The following is an 18013-nucleotide window of genomic DNA, read 5'->3' on the forward strand; positions in this document are numbered from 1 at the left end:
TTTACAGGTATTGTCCGGTACCGTGACTGCCGGTTTGGCCTGATTTGCCTGTGCTCGGTGGCAGCACGCTTTGGCGCATTTGCTCCAGCTGTGCTCGGGCGGCCATCTGTTGAGCGAACAGTGCGGTCTGGATGCCGTGGAACAGCCCTTCCAGCCAGCCGACCAGCTGAGCCTGTGCAATACGCAACTCGGCGTTCGACGGTGCTGTACCCTCGTTGAATGGCAGGGTGAGCCGGTCAAGTTCCTCGCGTAGTTCGGGCGCCAGGCCGTCCTCAAGCTCCCGGATGCTGGTGGCGTGGATCTCGCGCAGCTGGTTGCGGCTGGCTTCGTCGAGAGGCGCGGCACGTACTTCCTCGAGCAGTTGCTTGATCATGGTGCCGATTCGCATAACCTTGGCGGGCTGCTCGACCAGGTCGGTCAGGGAAGGTTCGTCGGCGTTTCCGCTCTTATCCGCGCCGCGGATCGCCATGGTACGCGGATCGGCCCCACCGATTATCTCGATGTCGTCGTCGTTGCTGGTACTCAATCCAAACACCGTCCTTTTCGTACTTTCTAGGTGTGAGTCGCTGTGGCGTTTCCGCGCCACTCGAAGATCCGCGCAGCACCGTTGTCATACATTTTCTTCCACGACTTTGATTCCTCTAGTGACACTAGTCCGTCGGGTACGGCAAACCCTCGCACTGTCGGGCTGGTGGTCAGGATGTAGCGAATATTGAGTACTCGGACCGCTTCGACGACCCACGGATTGCCAGTGTGCGCGTAAGCCCAGAAGGCGTACCGGAAATAGCCAGGGCCCGTCTGCTGCGGGAAGTCGTAGTGGGTCCACAGCGGATGCAGGTCGGCCACCGCGTACATCCAGGAGCTTCCGTCGGTATTGGAGTTGCCAATGATGGTGTCGTGTGCACCTGGCAGGGTCGCCAGGTAGGACATAGCGTCAAGATCTTTCTGGTTGACCATCACCGAGTCGTATTTGTCGCCGAACAGGACCAGATGTCGAAAAAGATAGTGCCAGGCGGTTAACACGGTGGCCGCCACCAGCAGCACCGCGGTGGCTGTTGTCCAAACGGGTCTGGGTAACGGTGCGAACCGGGAAGTGACTCGCCGAACTCCTACGACCAGGAATAGTACTCCGGCGAACAACGCGATGCCTGCCATCGGCGTCAGCAGCATGGTCACTACTGCCGAGAGCCGTCGCGGGTCGTTGTAGAAGAACTGGCTGAAACCTTCGATGGCGTCGCCGATCGGGCCGCGAAACGGCGCCCCTGAGTAAACAGTCATCATGGTCAACACCAGCCAGGCCATCGGGGTCCACCAGATTTTCTGGTACAGCAGAATTGCCATGCCAATGGCGGCTAACGCCACCAAACCGTATTGTGTCGGGAAATCGTTCAGGTGGCGGGTGTGCAAAAGAAGTGCATCGATCACGCCTTGTTTCACGCTCTTGAAGCTGGGGAATGAGTGCCCGGCTATGATATCGGCCTGCTTTAACACCCCGATGAACTGCGGCGCAAGTATAAGAGCGGCCGGCATCGCTACGGTGGCCAGGGTCTGCGCGTCGGCTGCCCGGCTGCGCACCGGGTGCAATAGCGCGTTCAGTAACCACCAACCCAACAGGAAAAAGATGACGACGAACCCGCCAGTGAGATGCACCGAGAAGGTGCCCACCAGTGCCAGAATGGCCACTGGTGTACGATCGCGGTGGCGCAACGTCGAGGTGATCAAGACCATCGTTGGTACCGCGACCCCGTAAGCTGCCAGGTTAGGCATCGCGGCGACACCGAATTCAACATAGGGGACCGAGGTGAACGCCGCCGACAACGCGGCCGCGGTGGCTGACGCCCCAGCGGCGCGCTTTTGCGTCGTAACTGGGCGCAACAGATGCCAAGTGAGGGTAGCTGCACTGACCGGAAACAGCCAAACTGCCGCCGCCAGCGAGGTCACGGTGTAGCCGGTGGTGGGTGCCGCCCCGGTGAGTTGGCAGTAGACTGCTGCCAGAGCATGAAAAACTGATGGATAATACAGCACCGAGTGTGTCTCGACGTTGCGAAGCTCACCCATGTGGGTGGGCGACGCCTGGCCGGTGTCGAGGATAAAACGCACCGTGTTGGCGTGCCAGAGCGCGTCCCAGGTGCTGGGTATGGATTGCCAATGCAGCAGGCCACGATAGGCCGCCCAGCCAATCAATAAGGCGCCCAACAACACTCCACCCGCCACCGTTGCCGCTGGCCATCTGCTGATCCCTCGGGCTTCGGCCGCGGTATCGCGGTAGCGGGCTAGCAGGAGCCGAAAAGCAATCATAAACATGCTCACCGCGACCAGAGCGGCCAATGCTGTCCAACCGTTCCAGGGTATTCCGACCACACCAAAAGGAATGGTCGCCAGCGCAATCACACCGTACGTCAACGCTGGACTAACCGCAATAGCTATCGGCCAAGTTAGCGCAGCGAAACGCGCGACGATTGTTGCCGGCACGATCAGCAAGAACAATGCGATCAGAGTTCCGCAGCATAGCCCCACTCGACTAGTATGGCTTCCTGGGTGACTTTGCTCCCGACATTCTCGACTGGTTGGAATGGCTTGGCCGATTCTTGGTATCCGCTACCGTCGCGAATTCGCGGACTGGCGAAACTCTAAGGTGGCTGGCATGGCATACGACGTTGCCCGGGTGCGTGGTCTCCACCCGTCTCTGGGTGATGGATGGGTGCATTTCGATGCGCCGGCTGGGATGCTGATTCCGGATTCCGTCGCGACCACAGTGTCGACTGCATTCCGCAGATCCAGTGCTACCACATCAGGTGCTCACCCGTCCGCGCAGCGCAGTGCCGCGGTGCTGGCCGCGGCGCGTGCCTCGGTGGCCGATTTATTCGGTGCCGACCCGGCCGGTGTCGTGTTGGGCGCCGATCGCGCGGTCTTATTGTCGTCGCTGGCCGCAGCCTCGTACTCGCGTGCCGGCCTGGGATACGAGGTGATTGTCAGCCGTCTCGACGACGAGGTGAACATAGCTCCGTGGCTGTGGGCGGCACACCGCCACGGAGCGAAGGTGAAATGGGCCGAGGTCGATATCGAGACCGGCGAATTGCCTACGTGGCAGTGGGAGAGCCTGATCGGTGAGTTGACCCGGCTGGTGGCCGTTACGTCCGCGTCGGGGACGTTGGGTACCGTCACCGACCTGCGAGCGATGACCAAGCTGGTCCACGATGTCGGCGGGCTCGTCGTAGTCGATCATTCCGCCGCTTCCCCCTACCGGCTGTTCGATGTCCAAGAGACCGAGGTTGACGTGGTGGCGGTGAACGCTCATGCATGGGGCGGTCCACCGATCGGGGCGGTGGTGTTTCGCGACCCAGGGTTGATCGACACCTTCACTTTGGCGTCGACGGATCCCCACGCCGTGGGCCCGGCACGTCTCGAGGTTGGTTTGCACCAGTTCGGACTGCTGGCTGGTGTAGTAGACAGCATAGAATACCTTGCGGCACTTGATGAGTCGGCTCGTGGCAGCAGGCGCGAACGGCTATCGGTGTCAATGCAATCCGCCGGGTCGTATCTGAACCGGATATTCGACTACCTGATGATGTCGTTGCGATCGTTGTCGTTGGTGATGGTGATCGGCCGTCCGGAGGCGCGGATACCGGTTGTCAGTTTCGCACACCAAGGGGTGCCTGCAGACAGGGTGGTGAAGCGCCTGGCGGACAACGGAATTCTGGCGATATGCGACCCAAGGTCACGTGTGCTAGACGTCCTCGGCGTAAATGACATCGGCGGCGCGGTTACCGTCGGGCTAGCGCATTATTCGACGACGGTCGAAGTCGACCAGCTAGTGCGAACGCTGGCGTCGCTTGGCTAGCGGTACAGCGTGCGGTCAAGTTTCGCTTTCCGAGCCTGCGACGGTCAGCACGATCTTCCCGGACACCTTGCCTGACACCAACAGTTGGTGCGCGTCAGCTGCCTGTTGGAGAGCCATGCGCGCTCCGATGATGGGCCGCACAGCCCCGGCGGCGATCATCGGCCAGATCGAGGTCGTGACTGCGGCCACGATTTCGCTTTTACTGTTCGGGCCGTTCACGGGCCGGGCTCGCAGTGTGCTGCCGATCACCCGAGCCCGTTTGCTCAGCAACTTGCCGAGGTTGAGCTTGCCCTTTACCCCCCCCTGCAATCCTATGATGATAAGCTGCCCATCGGTGGCCAGAGCGTCGATATTGCGGTCCAGATACACCGCGCCCATGATGTCGAGGATTATGTCGGCGCCGCAGCTCTGCTGCTGCAGCCGCGCAACGAAGTCCTCTTCGCGGTAGTTGATGGTGATCTGGGCGCCCAGTTTGCGACAGAATTCCAGTTTTTCTTCTGATCCAGCGGTGACCGCCACCTTGGCGCCCAACGCTCGTGCCACCTGGATCCCGTGGCTCCCTATGCCACTGGTGCCGCCGTGCAACAGCAGTAGCTGTCCTGCGCTCAGATGAGCGGACATCACTAGGTTCGACCACACCGTGCAGGCCACTTCCGGTATTCCCGCGGCGTCAGCTACGTTGATACCCTTGGGGATCGGCATCACCTGACTGGCGGGAACGGCGACATATTCCGCGTAGCCGCCGCCGGCAAGCAAAGCGCAAACTTCTTGTCCGTCAGACCATTCGGTGACACCTGGGCCGACTGCCGCGATGACACCGGCTACCTCCATGCCGATAATCGCGCTGGTCCCTGGCGGCTGCGGATATTTTCCAGCTGCCTGCAGCACGTCGGCGCGGTTGACGCCGGCCGCTGCAACCTGGATAAGTACCTCGCCGGGGCCTGCCGCGACATCGGGTACTTCCCGCCATTTCAGTTGGTTGGGTGATTCGGCGACGACGGCATACATGTCGTTACAGTACTACCCCTTATTTTATTCTTGATTTTATTCTTGTAAACGGTGGCGTGGCAGAGCGGCCTAATGCGCTCGCCTTGAAAGCGAGAGACGGCTAAAATCGTCCGAGGGTTCAAATCCCTCCGCCACCGCCGTGGTGTACTGGTAATGTGATATAACGTGTGATTGTAAGTTGATACTCTGGTAGAATAGGAATTTTGCGTAAGCTGGCGCAGCGATGTTAGTGCGCCGGGATCTCGGCGGTGATTGTGTTCATCAACGCGCCGTAGCGTTCGGCGTTGGTGTCCTGACCGGGTTTGCCGCTGCTGATCACACCGGCGGCCAGGCTGCGCTGGGGGTCAGCCCAGATGGCGATGTTAACCAGGCCAAGATGTCCGAACGCTGCTGGCGCGTTGCGTCCGAATGGCCCGAACTTGTTCGTTCCCAGGATGAATCCTGTACTCCAGCGAGCCGGCATCAGCCCCACCACGAAGTCCGGCCGTAAACGTCGGCATTCGGTTACTGCACTGCGCAGTGTTTCCGAGCGCAGCACCCGTATGCCATCGAGTTCGCCACCTCGAAGCCAGATTTCGGCGAACCGGGACAGCTCGTTGGCGGTTGACACGGTGTTGGACGATGGCACGATGGTGGTGAGAAAAGGCAGAGTGTTGGTGTAGGGGATGACTTCGTGCACGGTTCCACCGATCGCCTTACGGAAGACCGCGGCAATGATCGGAGGCAACGGTCGTCCGGTGGCATGACTCGGAGCGACCAATGGGAAGTCCTTCTCGGCCACACCGAAGTTGGTCCAACGGAAGCCCAGCGGGTCCAGGATCTCGGTGGCAAGGATGTCGCGAATTTCCTTACCGGTTGCCGTCCAGATGATCTCGCGCATCAGCGGACCCCAGGTTAAGGCGTGGTAGATGTGCACCAAGCCCGGGCGGTAGAACGGTCTTAATTCGCTGAGCTTTTGCTGTGCGTACGCGTGGTCGTCAGCGCGGGTGACGTCTGGTCTGGGTCCTGTGGGGCAAGGGACGCCCGCGCTGTGGGTCAGCACATGCCGGATCGTGGTGCGATGTTTGCCGTGGCTGGTGTAGGTTGGTATATAATCGCACACTCGGTCATCGAGTGAGAAGTGTCCCCGCTCCACCAACATATGAACCACGGTCGCGGTGATGGCCTTGGCCGCTGAGTACGTGCAGAACGGCGTGTCAGTCGTGACGGGAATTTTTTCGGCATCGGGCGGATCAGTTGGTGCGTTGCCCCAGCCGTGGCCGATCGCACGGTTTAGCACAACCCGACCGTTTTGTCGGATGCATAACTGGATTGCGGGGTGCATGCCGGCCTGGTACCAGTGGCGAGTAGCCCGCCAGATTCGTTCGACGGCGGCGCTGTCGATGTCGGAATGGTCCTCGTCGCCAATTGCCGTCACGGCGTCGAGGTCGGTCGGGACACAGATCTTTCCGTCTGAAGTCAAAGCAGATGCCCTACTCCCCGGTGAACTGCGGAGCCCGTTTGGTGACTGTGGCCGATATACCCTCGGTTAGATCCTTGGACGGCAGGAAGGCCGCGTTCCACGCAGCGACGTAGCGCAGGTTCTCTGAGATAGCAGAGGTGCGTTGCTGGCCCAGGACATCCTTGATGCCGTAGACCGCTAGTGGCGGATTGGCGGCGATCTCGGCAGCGGTGGCATGGGCGGCGGCCAGCGTCTTGTCGGCGTTGTCGTAGACATCATTGACAAGGCCAATTTTCTCGGCACGGGCCGCGCCGATGTCTTTGCCCGTCAACGCCAGTTCACGCAGATGCCCGTCGCTCAAGATCAGTGGGAGGCGGGCTAGACTGCCCATGTCGGCCACTATGGCCAGTTTGACCTCTCGCACTGAGAACTTGGCGTCGGCGCTAGCATAGCGGATGTCGACCGCGGAGATCAGGTCGACGGCGCCACCAATGCACCACCCGTGCACCGACGCGATCGTGGGCGTGCGGCAATCAGCGACGGCGTTTATCGCCTTCTGCATCCGCAGCACCTCGGCGTGGAAGTCGGCGCGGGGACGGGCCAGTGCGCTGTCGGTCAGCAACGGGGCGAACGTCCTGCCCATCGCGGGCACGTCCAGGCCGTAGCTAAAGTTTTTTCCTGATCCGGTGATGACGACGGCCCGTACCTCACGGTTGGTGTCTAGCTCTGCGAACACCTCCGGCATCTCCGACCAGAAGGCCGGCCCCATCGCGTTGCCCTTGCCCGGCCCGATCAGTGTTACCTGTGCAACCCGATCTTTGGTTTCGACGGCAACGGATTCGTATGCCCGATTTATGTCTGAGTCCATATCAAGACCATAGCGTGTCAGGGGTCCGCCGAGGTGCACGAGGTAAAGACGAAGGTCTTCACCTGCTTGGCGTGTCCACGCAGGAAATGAGCGCATACCAGCGCTTGGCGCACTAGCTCGTATGCGATCTAACGGGTGACTAGTAATTCGCCGCTTGTTTCTACCTCTGTGTCGCAACGTTGACCGAGTCGCCAAGCGCGTTTAGGTCCACGACAGCTTCGCCAACATTGCCCATGTCTGTCACGTCGGCATTCGCCGCCACACCGATTTTCCTCCAGGAATTTTTTTAGTGCCATAGCCAATGACTTGCAACAGATTTCATCCTTCCTTAACTGTTGGCGATCGATATTAGTTCTCGCTGATGCCTTTAACGAAAAACGTCATAACTTCGACGCGGGTTAACTTGTCAACCAACATCTTTTCTGCGCAACAGCTCCCGCGTCGTAACTCCGTCAAACTGGTTGAACGGTGCGACGAGATCCGAATCAGCATTGGCTTCACCCATGGTGGTTGACCAGCGCACGTCGGCGCACAACCCCGCAATGTCAACCTCGGTTCCCCCGGGGAGTCCTGTCGCAGCCACGTACGCACAGGTTCGGATTCTTGCGTAACCGTGTGTCGTCTGTGGAAGCAAAAATGTGGCCCACTACGCTACCGAACTGCTTACTGTACCCTTTACAGTGCGGTTCCTGCGATAACAATCGGCGGCACTGCTCTATTGTTTTGTTGTAGCTTAGTGTGTCCCTCGGTTAGCAGCGTGTGCCACGATACTCGAGCTGGTCACCGGCGGATCCGGAGACGTGAGCGATACACGGTCGGAATTGTCCATGCCGCTACCTCATACACTTTTGCCGTCGTGAGTTATGGGGTTTTAATGCAACATGTTTCGTGTTGTCACTGTTGCTTAGCAACGTCTCCTTTCGATACTTCCCTCGAAATCGAGGTCATGGACCTGAAACAGGCTAGAGTGGGTACGGCTCTTCTGAACAAGTAGTTTGCTACTCTTCACAACAAAGGGTTTACCAGGATCAATCCCGCATTAATATGAATTGCGGCCTACCTGTCCATCTGGACTCAATCATCTAACTATCGTTGTACCAGACTTTTTGACCATTCTTAAACATCATTGGACACCGGAAGAGTGTTTGGTTGCGGGACGGCCCTTGCACGCAATACGGGGGGTAGCGAGCCTACAGCGGATCCCCACACTAGATACTAGTATTAAGGAGGCCAGGATGTCTTTACTGTTCATGCTGCTCATCAACGCCTTGACCGTACCGGCGTTGTTGTCCTTGTTCCCGGCGTCTACACACACCAGCGACAGTACGTAGGCTGCCGACTTGAAGGTCTTGCTGAATCAACCGGTTTTTCAATTGGTCGTTCATTTTGTTTCCGACGTGGAATTCGCCGCTCTTCTGCTCGTCGATAGTGATTAAGACACCGCACGGTTCCGTATGTGCTGACCATCATGCGCGCATTCGGTTCCTGCTTAACGAAATTCAGTGTGTGATACCCCAGGTCACCCAGACGAAGTTGGTTTGTACCGGCGGAAGCGCGAACCCAGCGTAGCGCCACGTGGCGCTGACACGGTCCTGGTCGCTGACCAGGGCTTCGGTGCTGGCTAGCAGCTCTTCGGCGGCCTTAATTGCGACAATGGCGTCGTCTTGTCTACGGCTTGACACGGTGAACGGTACGTAGACCTTGTCCAGAGTGGTGATCACGTCGGAGTGGTCGATCGCATAGCCGGCTCGTAATCCCGTTAGCCGGTACTCCTTTGAAAAAGTGCTCAGCACAACGACATCGGGATGATCCCGTACCAGTGTAGGGCTGTCCTACAGCAAACCGTAGCGGATCTATTTGACATAAGCTTTGTCGATGACGATCGGCATTAATGCCGGAACCGGCTCCACGAAACGGGCCAGCTCGTCTGGATCTACGATGATGGACGTCGGATTAATTTGGGGTTGCAAACGAAAAACAGGCGGGTGCGGCTGGTGATCGCAGCCAGCATCGCGTAAAAGTCATAAGGTGGAATCGGCCCACGGTACTTTCCCGGCGGCTGCGCCAGCAGTTTGGACTTGCGTCGAATAGAGTTCAAAGCTGCACCACCCGAAAACGACCTCGTTGCTGGCTGAAGCAGTGATCTGGGCTAGTTGTTGGAGCATGCTGACTGAACCGCACATGCATGAGACCAGGCCCCGTCTTATCGAGCGCACAAACTGTCAACCCGGCTAGCCCGGTCTGCAGGCGAGCCATCTATTTCGACAGTATATGTTGCTGCTGTGTACGCTATGCCTCTCCGGCGTTCAGGGATTCTAGGAAAAGGGTCGGGTACCCTCCCAGGAGGGTCCAAAGGAGGCGTGCCAGAGCGGCCGAATGGGGCTCACTGCTAATGAGTTGTCCCTCTTAAGGGGACCGGAGGTTCAAATCCTCTCGCCTCCGCCGCGGATATAACTAAAAACAGGCGCCCGTAGCTCAACGGATAGAGCATCTGACTACGGATCAGAAGGTTAGGGGTTCGAATCCCTTCGGGCGCGCCCTGTGATGTCTCACTGCCAGCAATGGGTGTACTATGCTTAATTACGTGCCATAGTCTCTGTACCCGCCGTAGCCTGGTTGGCCACCGTGAGCGATTTCGTGAGAGTTCTTTTGCTAACCTCCATCAGCCGCTGATCTTAAACACGTGCTGATATCAGCTGAGATGACAGTCGCCCCAAGTATAGATTGACCCGGATAACCGAGAAGTTTGACTATCACGATGCCGAGCTTAAAGTAGGCCGGCGCGATGTACTAGTTGATATGCGACAAGTAGCGGACGGTGTCGCCAGCATATCCTTGCGATTGCGAATAGGTTGTCGGTGCTGGCTAACTCAGCTAGCTCGCCAAGGTCGTGGAAGAACGCACTGGACTCATCCGGTTGGCGCCATGTCGGCCAGTAGCCAGCCCAGGGTCAGCAAAGGGTTTACCGATCGTGCAAATTTCCCCATCCACGATGGCAATCATGTCTGGCTTGGCGCGGGAGAACATCACATCGGCAGCGTTGGTAGGAACATGGCGCCCAGGCGGTTGTACGGCGTTGCTCCACCAGGCTGCTACCCGCTCGATGCCCGGGATCTGCGGTACCGGGTAGTTCTCGTACTGTTGTCAGGACTCTAATCTTTGAAAGCCATCGCGACACTTGGCGTTCCATCAACCCCACTGGCTTACAGAAATCGGCAAGCCTACCCGCGACATGGTCGGCGGCACCTAACTTCGTTAGTGCATCGTGAGACAAACCGCGTGCCGGGATTGTCCGCGTGTAGTGGTGGAAGGATGGTCACCGTCTACGAGGTGCCCACCAGTGTTGTTAGCGCAGCTGGCGATCAAGTGGGAGTTCGACACGTTGGAATCGGCTAATGCGGCAAGGACTTTGGTTTCGCGCAGGCCGAAGCTGTTGCTGCCGGGATGTCGTGCTGCGGTCCGTGCCGCATAACATAGAAGGATAGCCTCAGCCGGCTGAACCGCAACATGACGTTCGGCATTCAACATCGGTGACCTCGGGCAACATCGTCCAGCGTGCCCTCGCCCAGCCCTTGCTGCTACATCCATTTCGAGCTGGCCAGTCAAGTCCACGTTGAGATCCAGTTACCCAGGGGCTTCGAACCTATTCGGTGGATGGTGGAGCTCCTTACTTGAGCTGCAGGCCCAGCGGCTTGATGATGATGCCGCCGCTCGTATCTGTTGCTTGGTCCAGGCAGACTAAGAGGACATCGGGCAGCTTAGCACGCTAAACCGAGTGTGCAGCAATCTCGCCTCGGTGAGAGTCCATTTTTTGCATCGGCATCGAAACCATCTTCGGCTTTGACCGCCGAAATCTCCGCGGCGCCGAAATCAGCCAATGCACGCAGGCCACGCATCGGCGGTGCCGCTCACTCGGCACGACCGCAGGTCAGCATCACAAAACGATCGTGGCCGCCACCATTTTAGGCATCATGCACGATGGTCGCCACGATTAGCATCGACACGCCCGGGGCGAGTCGGCCACCACACAGCACATCATGGTGTCGACGCTCTCCGCGGTGATATTACTATCGAAAGCGTAGATCCTCGACCTGCTCCAGCACACTGCAGAGCAGGGCTTGCTCGGCGACGCCCTTCAACAACCTCAGCTATACGACAGCACAGCTGATACAAGTTCCGATCCATCCTGGCAAAGAAGAGCCAAAGGTTTGCAGGATAAGGGTTTGATACATCACGGTGGTGATTCTGGTCGGCGGAGGGGCGGGTGCGTTTCTTGCCAGTGCAGGCTCAGTGCCTGTTATTGATCGCATATATGCGTTTATTGCTGGCGGCAGTTGGCTGGCTTCCAACGTTTTTTGGCGAGGGTTTCCTGGACCCCGACCTTGGTTCGACGACCGCAGGAGGTAGCGCAGCGCGTTGTGGGCCGTGGCTGCCAAGCTGGCGCACACATTAGGTAACGGACTTCGAAGACCTCTGGTATCCGGAGGAGCGTACGGTTGTTGCCGACTAGCTGTGCGATCACGGCTGGGACGCTCTCCTTGGCCACCTTCATGGAGCTGCTGGCTGCCACCATCGGAGGCAGCATTCCGCCATACGTCGAGGATATAATGCCACTTACCCGTTTCGTGTTCGCGCAGTAGCCAGCAAACTGACGCGCTACGGCAGAGGTATGATGTGTCATGATACGCCTTGAGCGTAGTCAGTTCAGCTAGCGCATGAACGCGAGGCGCAGGATTCGCACCGCGTTTCGTTGGCGTGGCCTCTAGCTGGGGGCTAACTGTTCGGCATGCAGCTTGAGCTTTTCGGTGAGCCGATCGAGCGCGGTGTTGAGGAGCATCTTCACCATAGGCGCGGGTACCGGCATAGTGAGCTCGACATCGAGATCTACGGTCAGTACACTGCCACCCTCCGCCTCCGTCACACTGAACAGTTGCTCCTGCTTGGAATACAGGTCGCCTTGCTGCATGACGGTTTGGATCTGGTTCACCCCCGGGTAGTACACGGCCTGGATATAGGTACCTTGCATACCTTGAAAGTCGATGTCGATGCGCAACTGGCTGGGACGTCCGTCGTCGTAGTGCGCGAGCACCCAAACGCCTTTGATCCACTCGTGCCATTGTGGGTACGACTCGAAATCGGCGACGATGGCCATGATCGTTGCAACGTCAGTATCGATCTCGACGGTTTTACTTAAAACTGGCATTGGCGAAGCATAGCCAGGGTGCCCGCCAGCCACCGAACAAGCAGTTTGGCCGTCCCTGCCGGCTACGGACGTCTACGATTCGGTGACCTTGGTCGCTACCCTACCGGCCCGTGCTCACAATGCTGTATTTTCCAAGTTCACACATAGTGCGTGTAGGCTACGGCGTCGAGGTGGGGGATTAACGCTTTAGAGGTCGCCAGCGATGTGGGAAAGGATGCCGGTATGAAGGCGGCACCGAATACTGTACCTGAGTCTCAGTCTCGTAGGATGAGAATCCTGTTTATCGCGGAAGCAGTTACGCTAGCCCACGTTGTGCGGCCGTTTGTCATGGCGCGCTTGCTTGACCCGAGCCGTTATGAAGTGCACTTCGCTTGTGATCCGCGGTACAACAAACTTTTGGGCCCGTTACCTTTCCCTCACCACCCGATCCACACCATCCCCAGCAAGCGTTTTCTCGACAACATGGCTCAAGGTCGACTCTTCCTCTACGGACCGCGAACGTTGCGGAAGTACGTCGAGGAGGACAGCCAGGTGCTGGCCGAAATCGCGCCGGACCTCGTGGTCGGCGACCTTCGCTGGTCGCTGTCCGTTAGCGCCCGGTTGGCCAGTATTCCCTATATCGCAATCGCTAACACCTACTGGAGTCCCTACGCCCGCCGTTGCTTTCCGCTGCCGGACGTGCTCTACACCCACCTACTGGGTGTTAGGTTGGTTAAACTTCTTTACCGGCTGGAACGCCCATTATTTTTCGCTCTTCAGTGTCTGCCGCTCAACTGGGTCCGCCGCAAGCACGGGTTGCCGAGCCTGGGTTTCAATCTTTGCCGCATTTTTACCGATGGCGACTACACCCTCTATGCTGACGTGCCCGAGTTGGTGCCGACGTACGATCTGCCGCCCAACCACCAGTATCTCGGCCCTGTTCTTTGGTCGCCTGCAGGAGAGCTGCCGAGATGGTGGGATTCGCTGCGAACTGACCGGCCGATCGTCTACGCAACGTTAGGCACTTCCGGCGGAAAGAATCTGTTGCAGGTGGTGTTGGATGCCCTGGCTGACTTGCCGGTGACGGTCATCGCTGCTACTGCGGGTCGTAGTGAGCTGAAGAATGTGCCCACCAACGCCTTCGTGGCCGATTACTTGCCAGGCGAGGCTGCCGCAGCACGTTCTGCTGTCGTGATCTGTAACGGTGGCAGTTTGACGACGCAGCAAGCCTTCGTGGCCGGGGTGCCGGTGGTCGGGATCGCCGGTAACTTGGACCAACACCTGAATATGGAAGCCGTTGAGGCGGCCGGCGCAGGTATCCTGCTGCGAAGTGAGCGGCTCAAGGGGCGGCGGGTGGCGGATGCGGTAAATCGGGTGCTTGGTCAGTCCGAGTACCGACAAGCTGCCCGGCGACTCGCCGAAGTGTTGGAGCGATACGTTGCTGGACTCCCGCAGCACGTGGATAATGTGTTGCGCGCCGTCTCGCAGAACGTGCCCGTGGCATCGCTGGCCAGCTAAGAGGAGGCCACTGCGTTTCGGCGAACGCTACACATCGCCATGTCCTGCAGTGTGTGATGTGTGACGGTTACGGCAGGGTGGATACACTGCTGTAACTGACTAGGTATTGCGAGCGCGTTTAACTGCGAGTTTGAAGCTTGACGCGATTCGCGGCGGCATCGCTGCGACCAGTGTGGGTATGAACAGCTGCAGTAACGAATGATGTTGTAGGTAGAGCTGATTCGGCGAGAATGTACAGCAAAGAAGTTGCCCGCACAGTTAGGTGCGCTGTACGTGCGGCATATAGCCAACGGTGATAACGCGAACGCTCTTGAGCACCTTAGCCAAACGCATGGTGCCTAGTAGATTGCTCCGGCGCGAACAGGTGATGATTCAAAAGGATCACGTCGCCGTCGGTCAACTGTCACTCTATGCACCGGCGTAAATCTTGGAATGGGAGTGTGGTTTCCTTTAGTCTTCGCCACAATTTCTGGATTCCAAGGTGCAGCACCCTCGACGCTGGCTTAGAATACATGCGGGTTAAAATTTTGAATCACTTTGACGAGTCACCCTTCTCGGGAAGTGGCGATCGCGTGGCGCCTGACTGGCCGAGTGTCGGCCATTGTTGAAACGACAGCTCGATGCCGAGTACGGGATACAGTTGTCCGTCTCGACGAAAGGAATCTGTTATGAGAGCAACCGGAGCTTCGAAGGCGCTCATGTGGCGCATAATCGAAGAGAGTTGGAATAACGCCCAGTTCTACTTCGCGAAGGATCGCCACCGGATTAGGGTCGTGCAGCAGGCGCTCAATAGGTGGGAGGCGCCTATTTATCTTGAGATCGGCGTTTCGCACGGATTTGTGTTCCGGCGTATTGCTGCCGACGAGAAGGTCGCCGTTGACCCTGCTTTCAAGCTCTCGGCCCGCTCTCGTCAGCTCGCTGCCGCGAAGGCGCGTGCCACCCACTACTTCGAGATGACCAGCGACGCCTTTTTTGCGGATGAGACGGTCTTTCTCGAACAGCACGGCATTGACGTTGCGCTGATTGATGGGCTACACACTTATGGACAGGTCGTGCGTGACGTCGAGAACATCCTGCGTTATCTGCGCGATGACGGGATTATTGTCTTGCACGACTGCAACCCCAAGCAAGCTTCGGTCGCCTACCCGGCGACGTCCTACGCCGACTTTCGTGCGCATAACCACTGGTGGAACGGCCCCTGGTGTGGCGATGTTTGGAAATCGATCATCCACTTGCGCAGTACCCGGCATGACTTGCTAATCGCCGTGCTGGACTGTGACTGGGGCGTCGGGATCCTACGAAAAGGATCACCGGAATCGCCCTTGTCTTACTCGGCTGCGCAGATCGAGGCGCTCAATTATGCGGATCTCGCCGCCGACCGTGAGCGTTTACTTAACCTAAAACCACCCGCCTATTTAGACGAATTTCTCAAAACTCAGCGCTTGATCTTGCCAAAATCTTACCATACCGCCCGAGCTGACCCTACTTGAGCACGACTCGACAAACCAATTCTTTCACCCGCGAGTATCGTTCATGCTGCCCCGCTACCATTGCTAGAACGTTGGATCAACTAACGCTGAATGTGGCGCATAATTCGAGACCAAAATTTTTCATGGCTGGCGAGTATAGATTACTTAAATTGAGGTATCGATTTTGTTGTCAAATTGAAGCAATATCAATCTTTTATTAGAATTTTGCTGTGGACAAAAGGGTCGCATAGCTAGAGCTATATGAGGAGATGAGGAATGGGGCGAGTGCAACAAATACTAAGTTATGTGTCCGGAATGATTTACCGACCTACCGACTCGATAACCGAAGAATATCACAAGTGGTATTACAGTAACTTCGTATGGAATACTACCACTTGGATGGGGATTAAATGCTTGAAGTCGGTCAGCGATATGTGGAACTATCAGGAAATCTTGACCGAGTTGGAGCCATCCCTAGTCATCGAGTTCGGTAGCCGCTTCGGCGGCTCTGCGCTTTTTTTTGCCAACGTCATGATGCACATCGGCCAACCGTTCAAGGTGCTCTCGGTGGATATTTCTCACAAGGATCTCGACCCAGCAGCACGCCAACCAAATATTTTGTTCATCGAATCGCCATCCACCGTCCCGACTATCGCCGAACAAATTCAACGCCTTAAAAGTGAATACCCCGGCAAGGTCTTCGCCATCCTGGATAGTGATCACTCGATGAAACAAGTACTGGCCGAGATGAAACTACTACAGCCTTTACTCTCTGCCGGTGACTATCTGGTCGTGGAAGATTCCAATCTCAATGGCCATCCCGTCCTTCCGGGGTTTGGGGCTGGCCCGTATGAAGCCATTGCGGCATACGAGCGCGAATTCCCGGGCGATTACGAGCACGATGTGGCGCGGGAGAAAAAATTCGGTTTTACATTCGCGACCAACGGATTCTTGATCCGCAAATAAGAGTATTATAGTGCGAGGCAACTCGGTGACCTTATCTCGAGCGGCTCAGATGTCGGTAACCACTATTGGGTTATTACCGAGAGGCGTTCGGGCAACGAATTTTGTAGCCTCAACTTCGTCCGCACCTAGGGCCGCGACGGCAGCTTTGTCACATGCCGATCGTGCTGGCCGATGACGCGTCATTTTCGAAACAGCCTGTCGCCCGTGTAGGCTACGGCGTCGAGGTGGGGGGATTAACGCTTTAGAGGTCGCCAGCGATGTGGGAAAGGATGCCGGTATGAAGGCGGCACCGAATACTGTACCTGAGTCTCAGTCTCGTAGGATGAGAATCCTGTTTATCGCGGAAGCAGTTACCCTGTCCACTGTTGTGCGGCCGTTTGTCATGGCGCGCTTGCTTGACCCGAGCCGTTATGAAGTGCACTTCGCTTGTGATCCGCGGTACAACAAACTTTTGGGCCCGTTACCTTTCCCTCACCACCCGATCCACACCATCCCCACCGAGTGGGTTCTCACTAGGATCGCCCAGGGCCGACTGTTCTATACTATTCGAACGTTGCGGAAGTACGTCGAGGAGGACAGCCAGGTGCTGGCCGAAATCGCGCCGGACCTCGTGGTCGGCGACGCTCGCTGGTCGCTGTCCGTTAGCGCCCGGTTGGCCAGTATTCCCTATATCGCAATCGCTAACGCTTACTGGAGTGCCCACGCACCTCGCCGTCGATTGCCGCTGCCGGACGTGCTGTGGACCCGGATCCTGGGTTTTCGGCTGGTAAACATCTTGTTCAGGCTATATAGCCCATTGATCTTCGCCATCTATTGTCTGCCGCTCAACTGGGTCCGCCGCAAGCACGGGTTGCCGAGCCTGGGTTCAGACATTGGCCGCATTTATACCGATGGCGACTACACCCTCTATGCTGACGTGCCCGAGTTGGTGCCGACGTACGATCTGCCGCCCAACCACCAGTATCTCGGCCCTGTTCTTTGGTCGCCTGCAGGAGAGCTGCCGAGATGGTGGGATTCGCTGCGAACTGACCGGCCGATCGTCTACGCAACGTTAGGCACTTCCGGCGGAAAGAATCTGTTGCAGGTGGTGTTGGATGCCCTGGCTGACTTGCCGGTGACGGTCATCGCTGCTACTGCGGGTCGTAGTGAGCTGAAGAATGTGCCCACCAACGCCTTCGTGGCCGATTACTTGCCAGGCGAGGCTGCCGCAGCACGTTCTGCTGTCGTGATCTGTAACGGTGGCAGTTTGACGACGCAGCAAGCCTTCGTGGCCGGGGTGCCGGTGGTCGGGATCGCCGGTAACTTGGACCAACACCTGAATATGGAAGCCGTTGAGGCGGCCGGCGCAGGTATCCTGCTGCGAAGTGAGCGGCTCAAGGGGCGGCGGGTGGCGGATGCGGTAAATCGGGTGCTTGGTCAGTCCGAGTACCGACAAGCTGCCCGGCGACTCGCCGAAGTGTTGGAGCGATACGTTGCTGGACTCCCGCAGCACGTGGATAATGTGTTGCGCGCCGTCTCGCAGAACGTGCCCGTGGCATCGCTGGCCAGACAAGACGAAGTCACGACCTAGCTGGCAGCTAAGAATATCATGTGACTGTTGGGTTACTCGTCGACCGTAGGTGGAGGCGCTTAATCGCGCTACTTCACTTGTTCACTTGCGATCGTAAGTGCTTCTTAGCTCGAAGTTGTGTGCATGCCTAACGGATTTCTCGCTCCAAAA

16 protein-coding genes and 3 tRNA genes are annotated in these 18013 nt (G+C 57.7%); 10 read left to right on the top strand and 9 right to left on the bottom strand.

What is annotated here, in order from left to right; translation table 11 throughout:
* Position 1: 1 nt before the first annotated feature.
* Positions 2–526: a bacterial proteasome activator family protein gene (locus MLPF_RS00565; RefSeq protein ID WP_045842260.1), complete on the bottom strand. Its 525-nt coding sequence runs from the start codon at positions 524–526 to the stop codon at positions 2–4.
* Positions 527–552: 26 nt separating this feature from the next.
* On the bottom strand, positions 553–2517 hold the full coding sequence (locus tag MLPF_RS00570; RefSeq protein ID WP_045842256.1) for a DUF6541 family protein: 1965 nt from the start codon (positions 2515–2517) through the stop codon (positions 553–555).
* 127 nt (positions 2518–2644) lie between these two features.
* Here MLPF_RS00570 and MLPF_RS00575 point away from each other — a divergent pair, with 127 nt between their 5' ends.
* On the top strand, positions 2645–3841 hold the full coding sequence (locus MLPF_RS00575) for a cysteine desulfurase-like protein (RefSeq protein ID WP_045842261.1): 1197 nt from the start codon (positions 2645–2647) through the stop codon (positions 3839–3841).
* A 15-nt stretch (positions 3842–3856) separates the two neighbouring features.
* On the opposite strand, the gene MLPF_RS00580 is transcribed toward MLPF_RS00575, so the two are convergent.
* Positions 3857–4849, bottom strand: coding sequence for an NAD(P)H-quinone oxidoreductase (locus MLPF_RS00580; RefSeq protein WP_045842257.1), 993 nt, complete (start codon positions 4847–4849; stop codon positions 3857–3859).
* Positions 4850–4899: 50 nt separating this feature from the next.
* Here MLPF_RS00580 and MLPF_RS00585 point away from each other — a divergent pair.
* A tRNA-Ser gene (locus MLPF_RS00585) sits at positions 4900–4986 on the top strand.
* Positions 4987–5075: 89 nt separating this feature from the next.
* On the opposite strand, the gene lipE is transcribed toward MLPF_RS00585, so the two are convergent.
* From lipE to MLPF_RS15405, 5 genes are all read right to left on the bottom strand, one after another.
* Positions 5076–6311 (bottom strand): lipase LipE, encoded by a 1236-nt coding sequence (gene lipE, locus MLPF_RS00590; RefSeq protein ID WP_045842258.1) that lies wholly within the window; start codon positions 6309–6311, stop codon positions 5076–5078.
* A gap of 10 nt (positions 6312–6321) precedes the next feature.
* A complete protein-coding gene (locus MLPF_RS00595; RefSeq protein ID WP_162196848.1) occupies positions 6322–7146 on the bottom strand; it encodes a crotonase/enoyl-CoA hydratase family protein in 825 nt (274 codons plus the stop codon).
* Positions 7147–7564: 418 nt separating this feature from the next.
* Positions 7565–7741 carry a hypothetical protein gene (locus MLPF_RS00600; protein ID WP_156146901.1) on the bottom strand — a complete coding sequence of 59 codons (177 nt, stop codon included), beginning with the start codon at positions 7739–7741 and terminating at the stop codon, positions 7565–7567.
* 540 nt (positions 7742–8281) lie between these two features.
* On the bottom strand, positions 8282–8473 hold the full coding sequence (locus MLPF_RS00605; protein ID WP_193386704.1) for a hypothetical protein: 192 nt from the start codon (positions 8471–8473) through the stop codon (positions 8282–8284).
* 184 nt (positions 8474–8657) lie between these two features.
* Positions 8658–8951 carry an aminotransferase class I/II-fold pyridoxal phosphate-dependent enzyme gene (locus MLPF_RS15405; RefSeq protein WP_050038811.1) on the bottom strand — a complete coding sequence of 98 codons (294 nt, stop codon included), beginning with the start codon at positions 8949–8951 and terminating at the stop codon, positions 8658–8660.
* Positions 8952–9512: 561 nt separating this feature from the next.
* Here MLPF_RS15405 and MLPF_RS00615 point away from each other — a divergent pair.
* From MLPF_RS00615 to MLPF_RS00625, 4 genes are all read left to right on the top strand, one after another.
* Positions 9513–9600 (top strand) — tRNA-Ser (locus MLPF_RS00615).
* Positions 9601–9622: 22 nt separating this feature from the next.
* A tRNA-Arg gene (locus MLPF_RS00620) sits at positions 9623–9695 on the top strand.
* 803 nt (positions 9696–10498) lie between these two features.
* Complete coding sequence (locus MLPF_RS15410) at positions 10499–10630, top strand: hypothetical protein (protein ID WP_272946056.1); 132 nt, start codon at positions 10499–10501, stop codon at positions 10628–10630.
* Positions 10631–11654: 1024 nt separating this feature from the next.
* A complete protein-coding gene (locus MLPF_RS00625) occupies positions 11655–11798 on the top strand; it encodes a hypothetical protein (RefSeq protein ID WP_156146903.1) in 144 nt (47 codons plus the stop codon).
* 122 nt (positions 11799–11920) lie between these two features.
* Here the strand turns inward: MLPF_RS00625 and MLPF_RS00630 are convergent, their stop codons facing one another.
* Entirely contained in the window at positions 11921–12361 is a 441-nt protein-coding gene (locus MLPF_RS00630; protein ID WP_045842264.1) for an SRPBCC family protein, read from the bottom strand.
* Positions 12362–12583: 222 nt separating this feature from the next.
* Between MLPF_RS00630 and MLPF_RS00635 the strand changes: the two genes are divergently transcribed.
* From MLPF_RS00635 to MLPF_RS00650, 4 genes are all read left to right on the top strand, one after another.
* On the top strand, positions 12584–13858 hold the full coding sequence (locus MLPF_RS00635; RefSeq protein WP_237817224.1) for a glycosyltransferase: 1275 nt from the start codon (positions 12584–12586) through the stop codon (positions 13856–13858).
* 668 nt (positions 13859–14526) lie between these two features.
* Positions 14527–15348 (top strand): class I SAM-dependent methyltransferase, encoded by an 822-nt coding sequence (locus tag MLPF_RS00640; protein ID WP_045842267.1) that lies wholly within the window; start codon positions 14527–14529, stop codon positions 15346–15348.
* Between the two features lie 255 nt (positions 15349–15603).
* Positions 15604–16293, top strand: a complete 690-nt coding sequence (locus MLPF_RS00645) for a rhamnosyl O-methyltransferase (RefSeq protein WP_045842268.1) — start codon at positions 15604–15606, stop codon at positions 16291–16293.
* 277 nt (positions 16294–16570) lie between these two features.
* Positions 16571–17863 carry a glycosyltransferase gene (locus MLPF_RS00650; RefSeq protein ID WP_237817225.1) on the top strand — a complete coding sequence of 431 codons (1293 nt, stop codon included), beginning with the start codon at positions 16571–16573 and terminating at the stop codon, positions 17861–17863.
* Positions 17864–18013: the final 150 nt, after the last annotated feature.

The sequence above is a fragment of the Mycobacterium lepromatosis genome, from assembly GCF_000975265.2.
GTDB classification, from domain to species: Bacteria; Actinomycetota; Actinomycetes; order Mycobacteriales; family Mycobacteriaceae; genus Mycobacterium; species Mycobacterium lepromatosis.

Coding starts and splice junctions, on each gene's coding strand:
- MLPF_RS00575 (WP_045842261.1), top strand. CDS start 2,645: ATGGCATACGACGTTGCCCGGGTGCGTGGTCTCCACCCGTCTCTGGGT.
- MLPF_RS00580 (WP_045842257.1), bottom strand. CDS start 4,849: ATGTATGCCGTCGTCGCCGAATCACCCAACCAACTGAAATGGCGGGAA.
- MLPF_RS00630 (WP_045842264.1), bottom strand. CDS start 12,361: ATGCCAGTTTTAAGTAAAACCGTCGAGATCGATACTGACGTTGCAACG.
- MLPF_RS00635 (WP_237817224.1), top strand. CDS start 12,584: ATGAAGGCGGCACCGAATACTGTACCTGAGTCTCAGTCTCGTAGGATG.
- MLPF_RS00640 (WP_045842267.1), top strand. CDS start 14,527: ATGAGAGCAACCGGAGCTTCGAAGGCGCTCATGTGGCGCATAATCGAA.
- MLPF_RS00645 (WP_045842268.1), top strand. CDS start 15,604: ATGGGGCGAGTGCAACAAATACTAAGTTATGTGTCCGGAATGATTTAC.
- MLPF_RS00650 (WP_237817225.1), top strand. CDS start 16,571: ATGAAGGCGGCACCGAATACTGTACCTGAGTCTCAGTCTCGTAGGATG.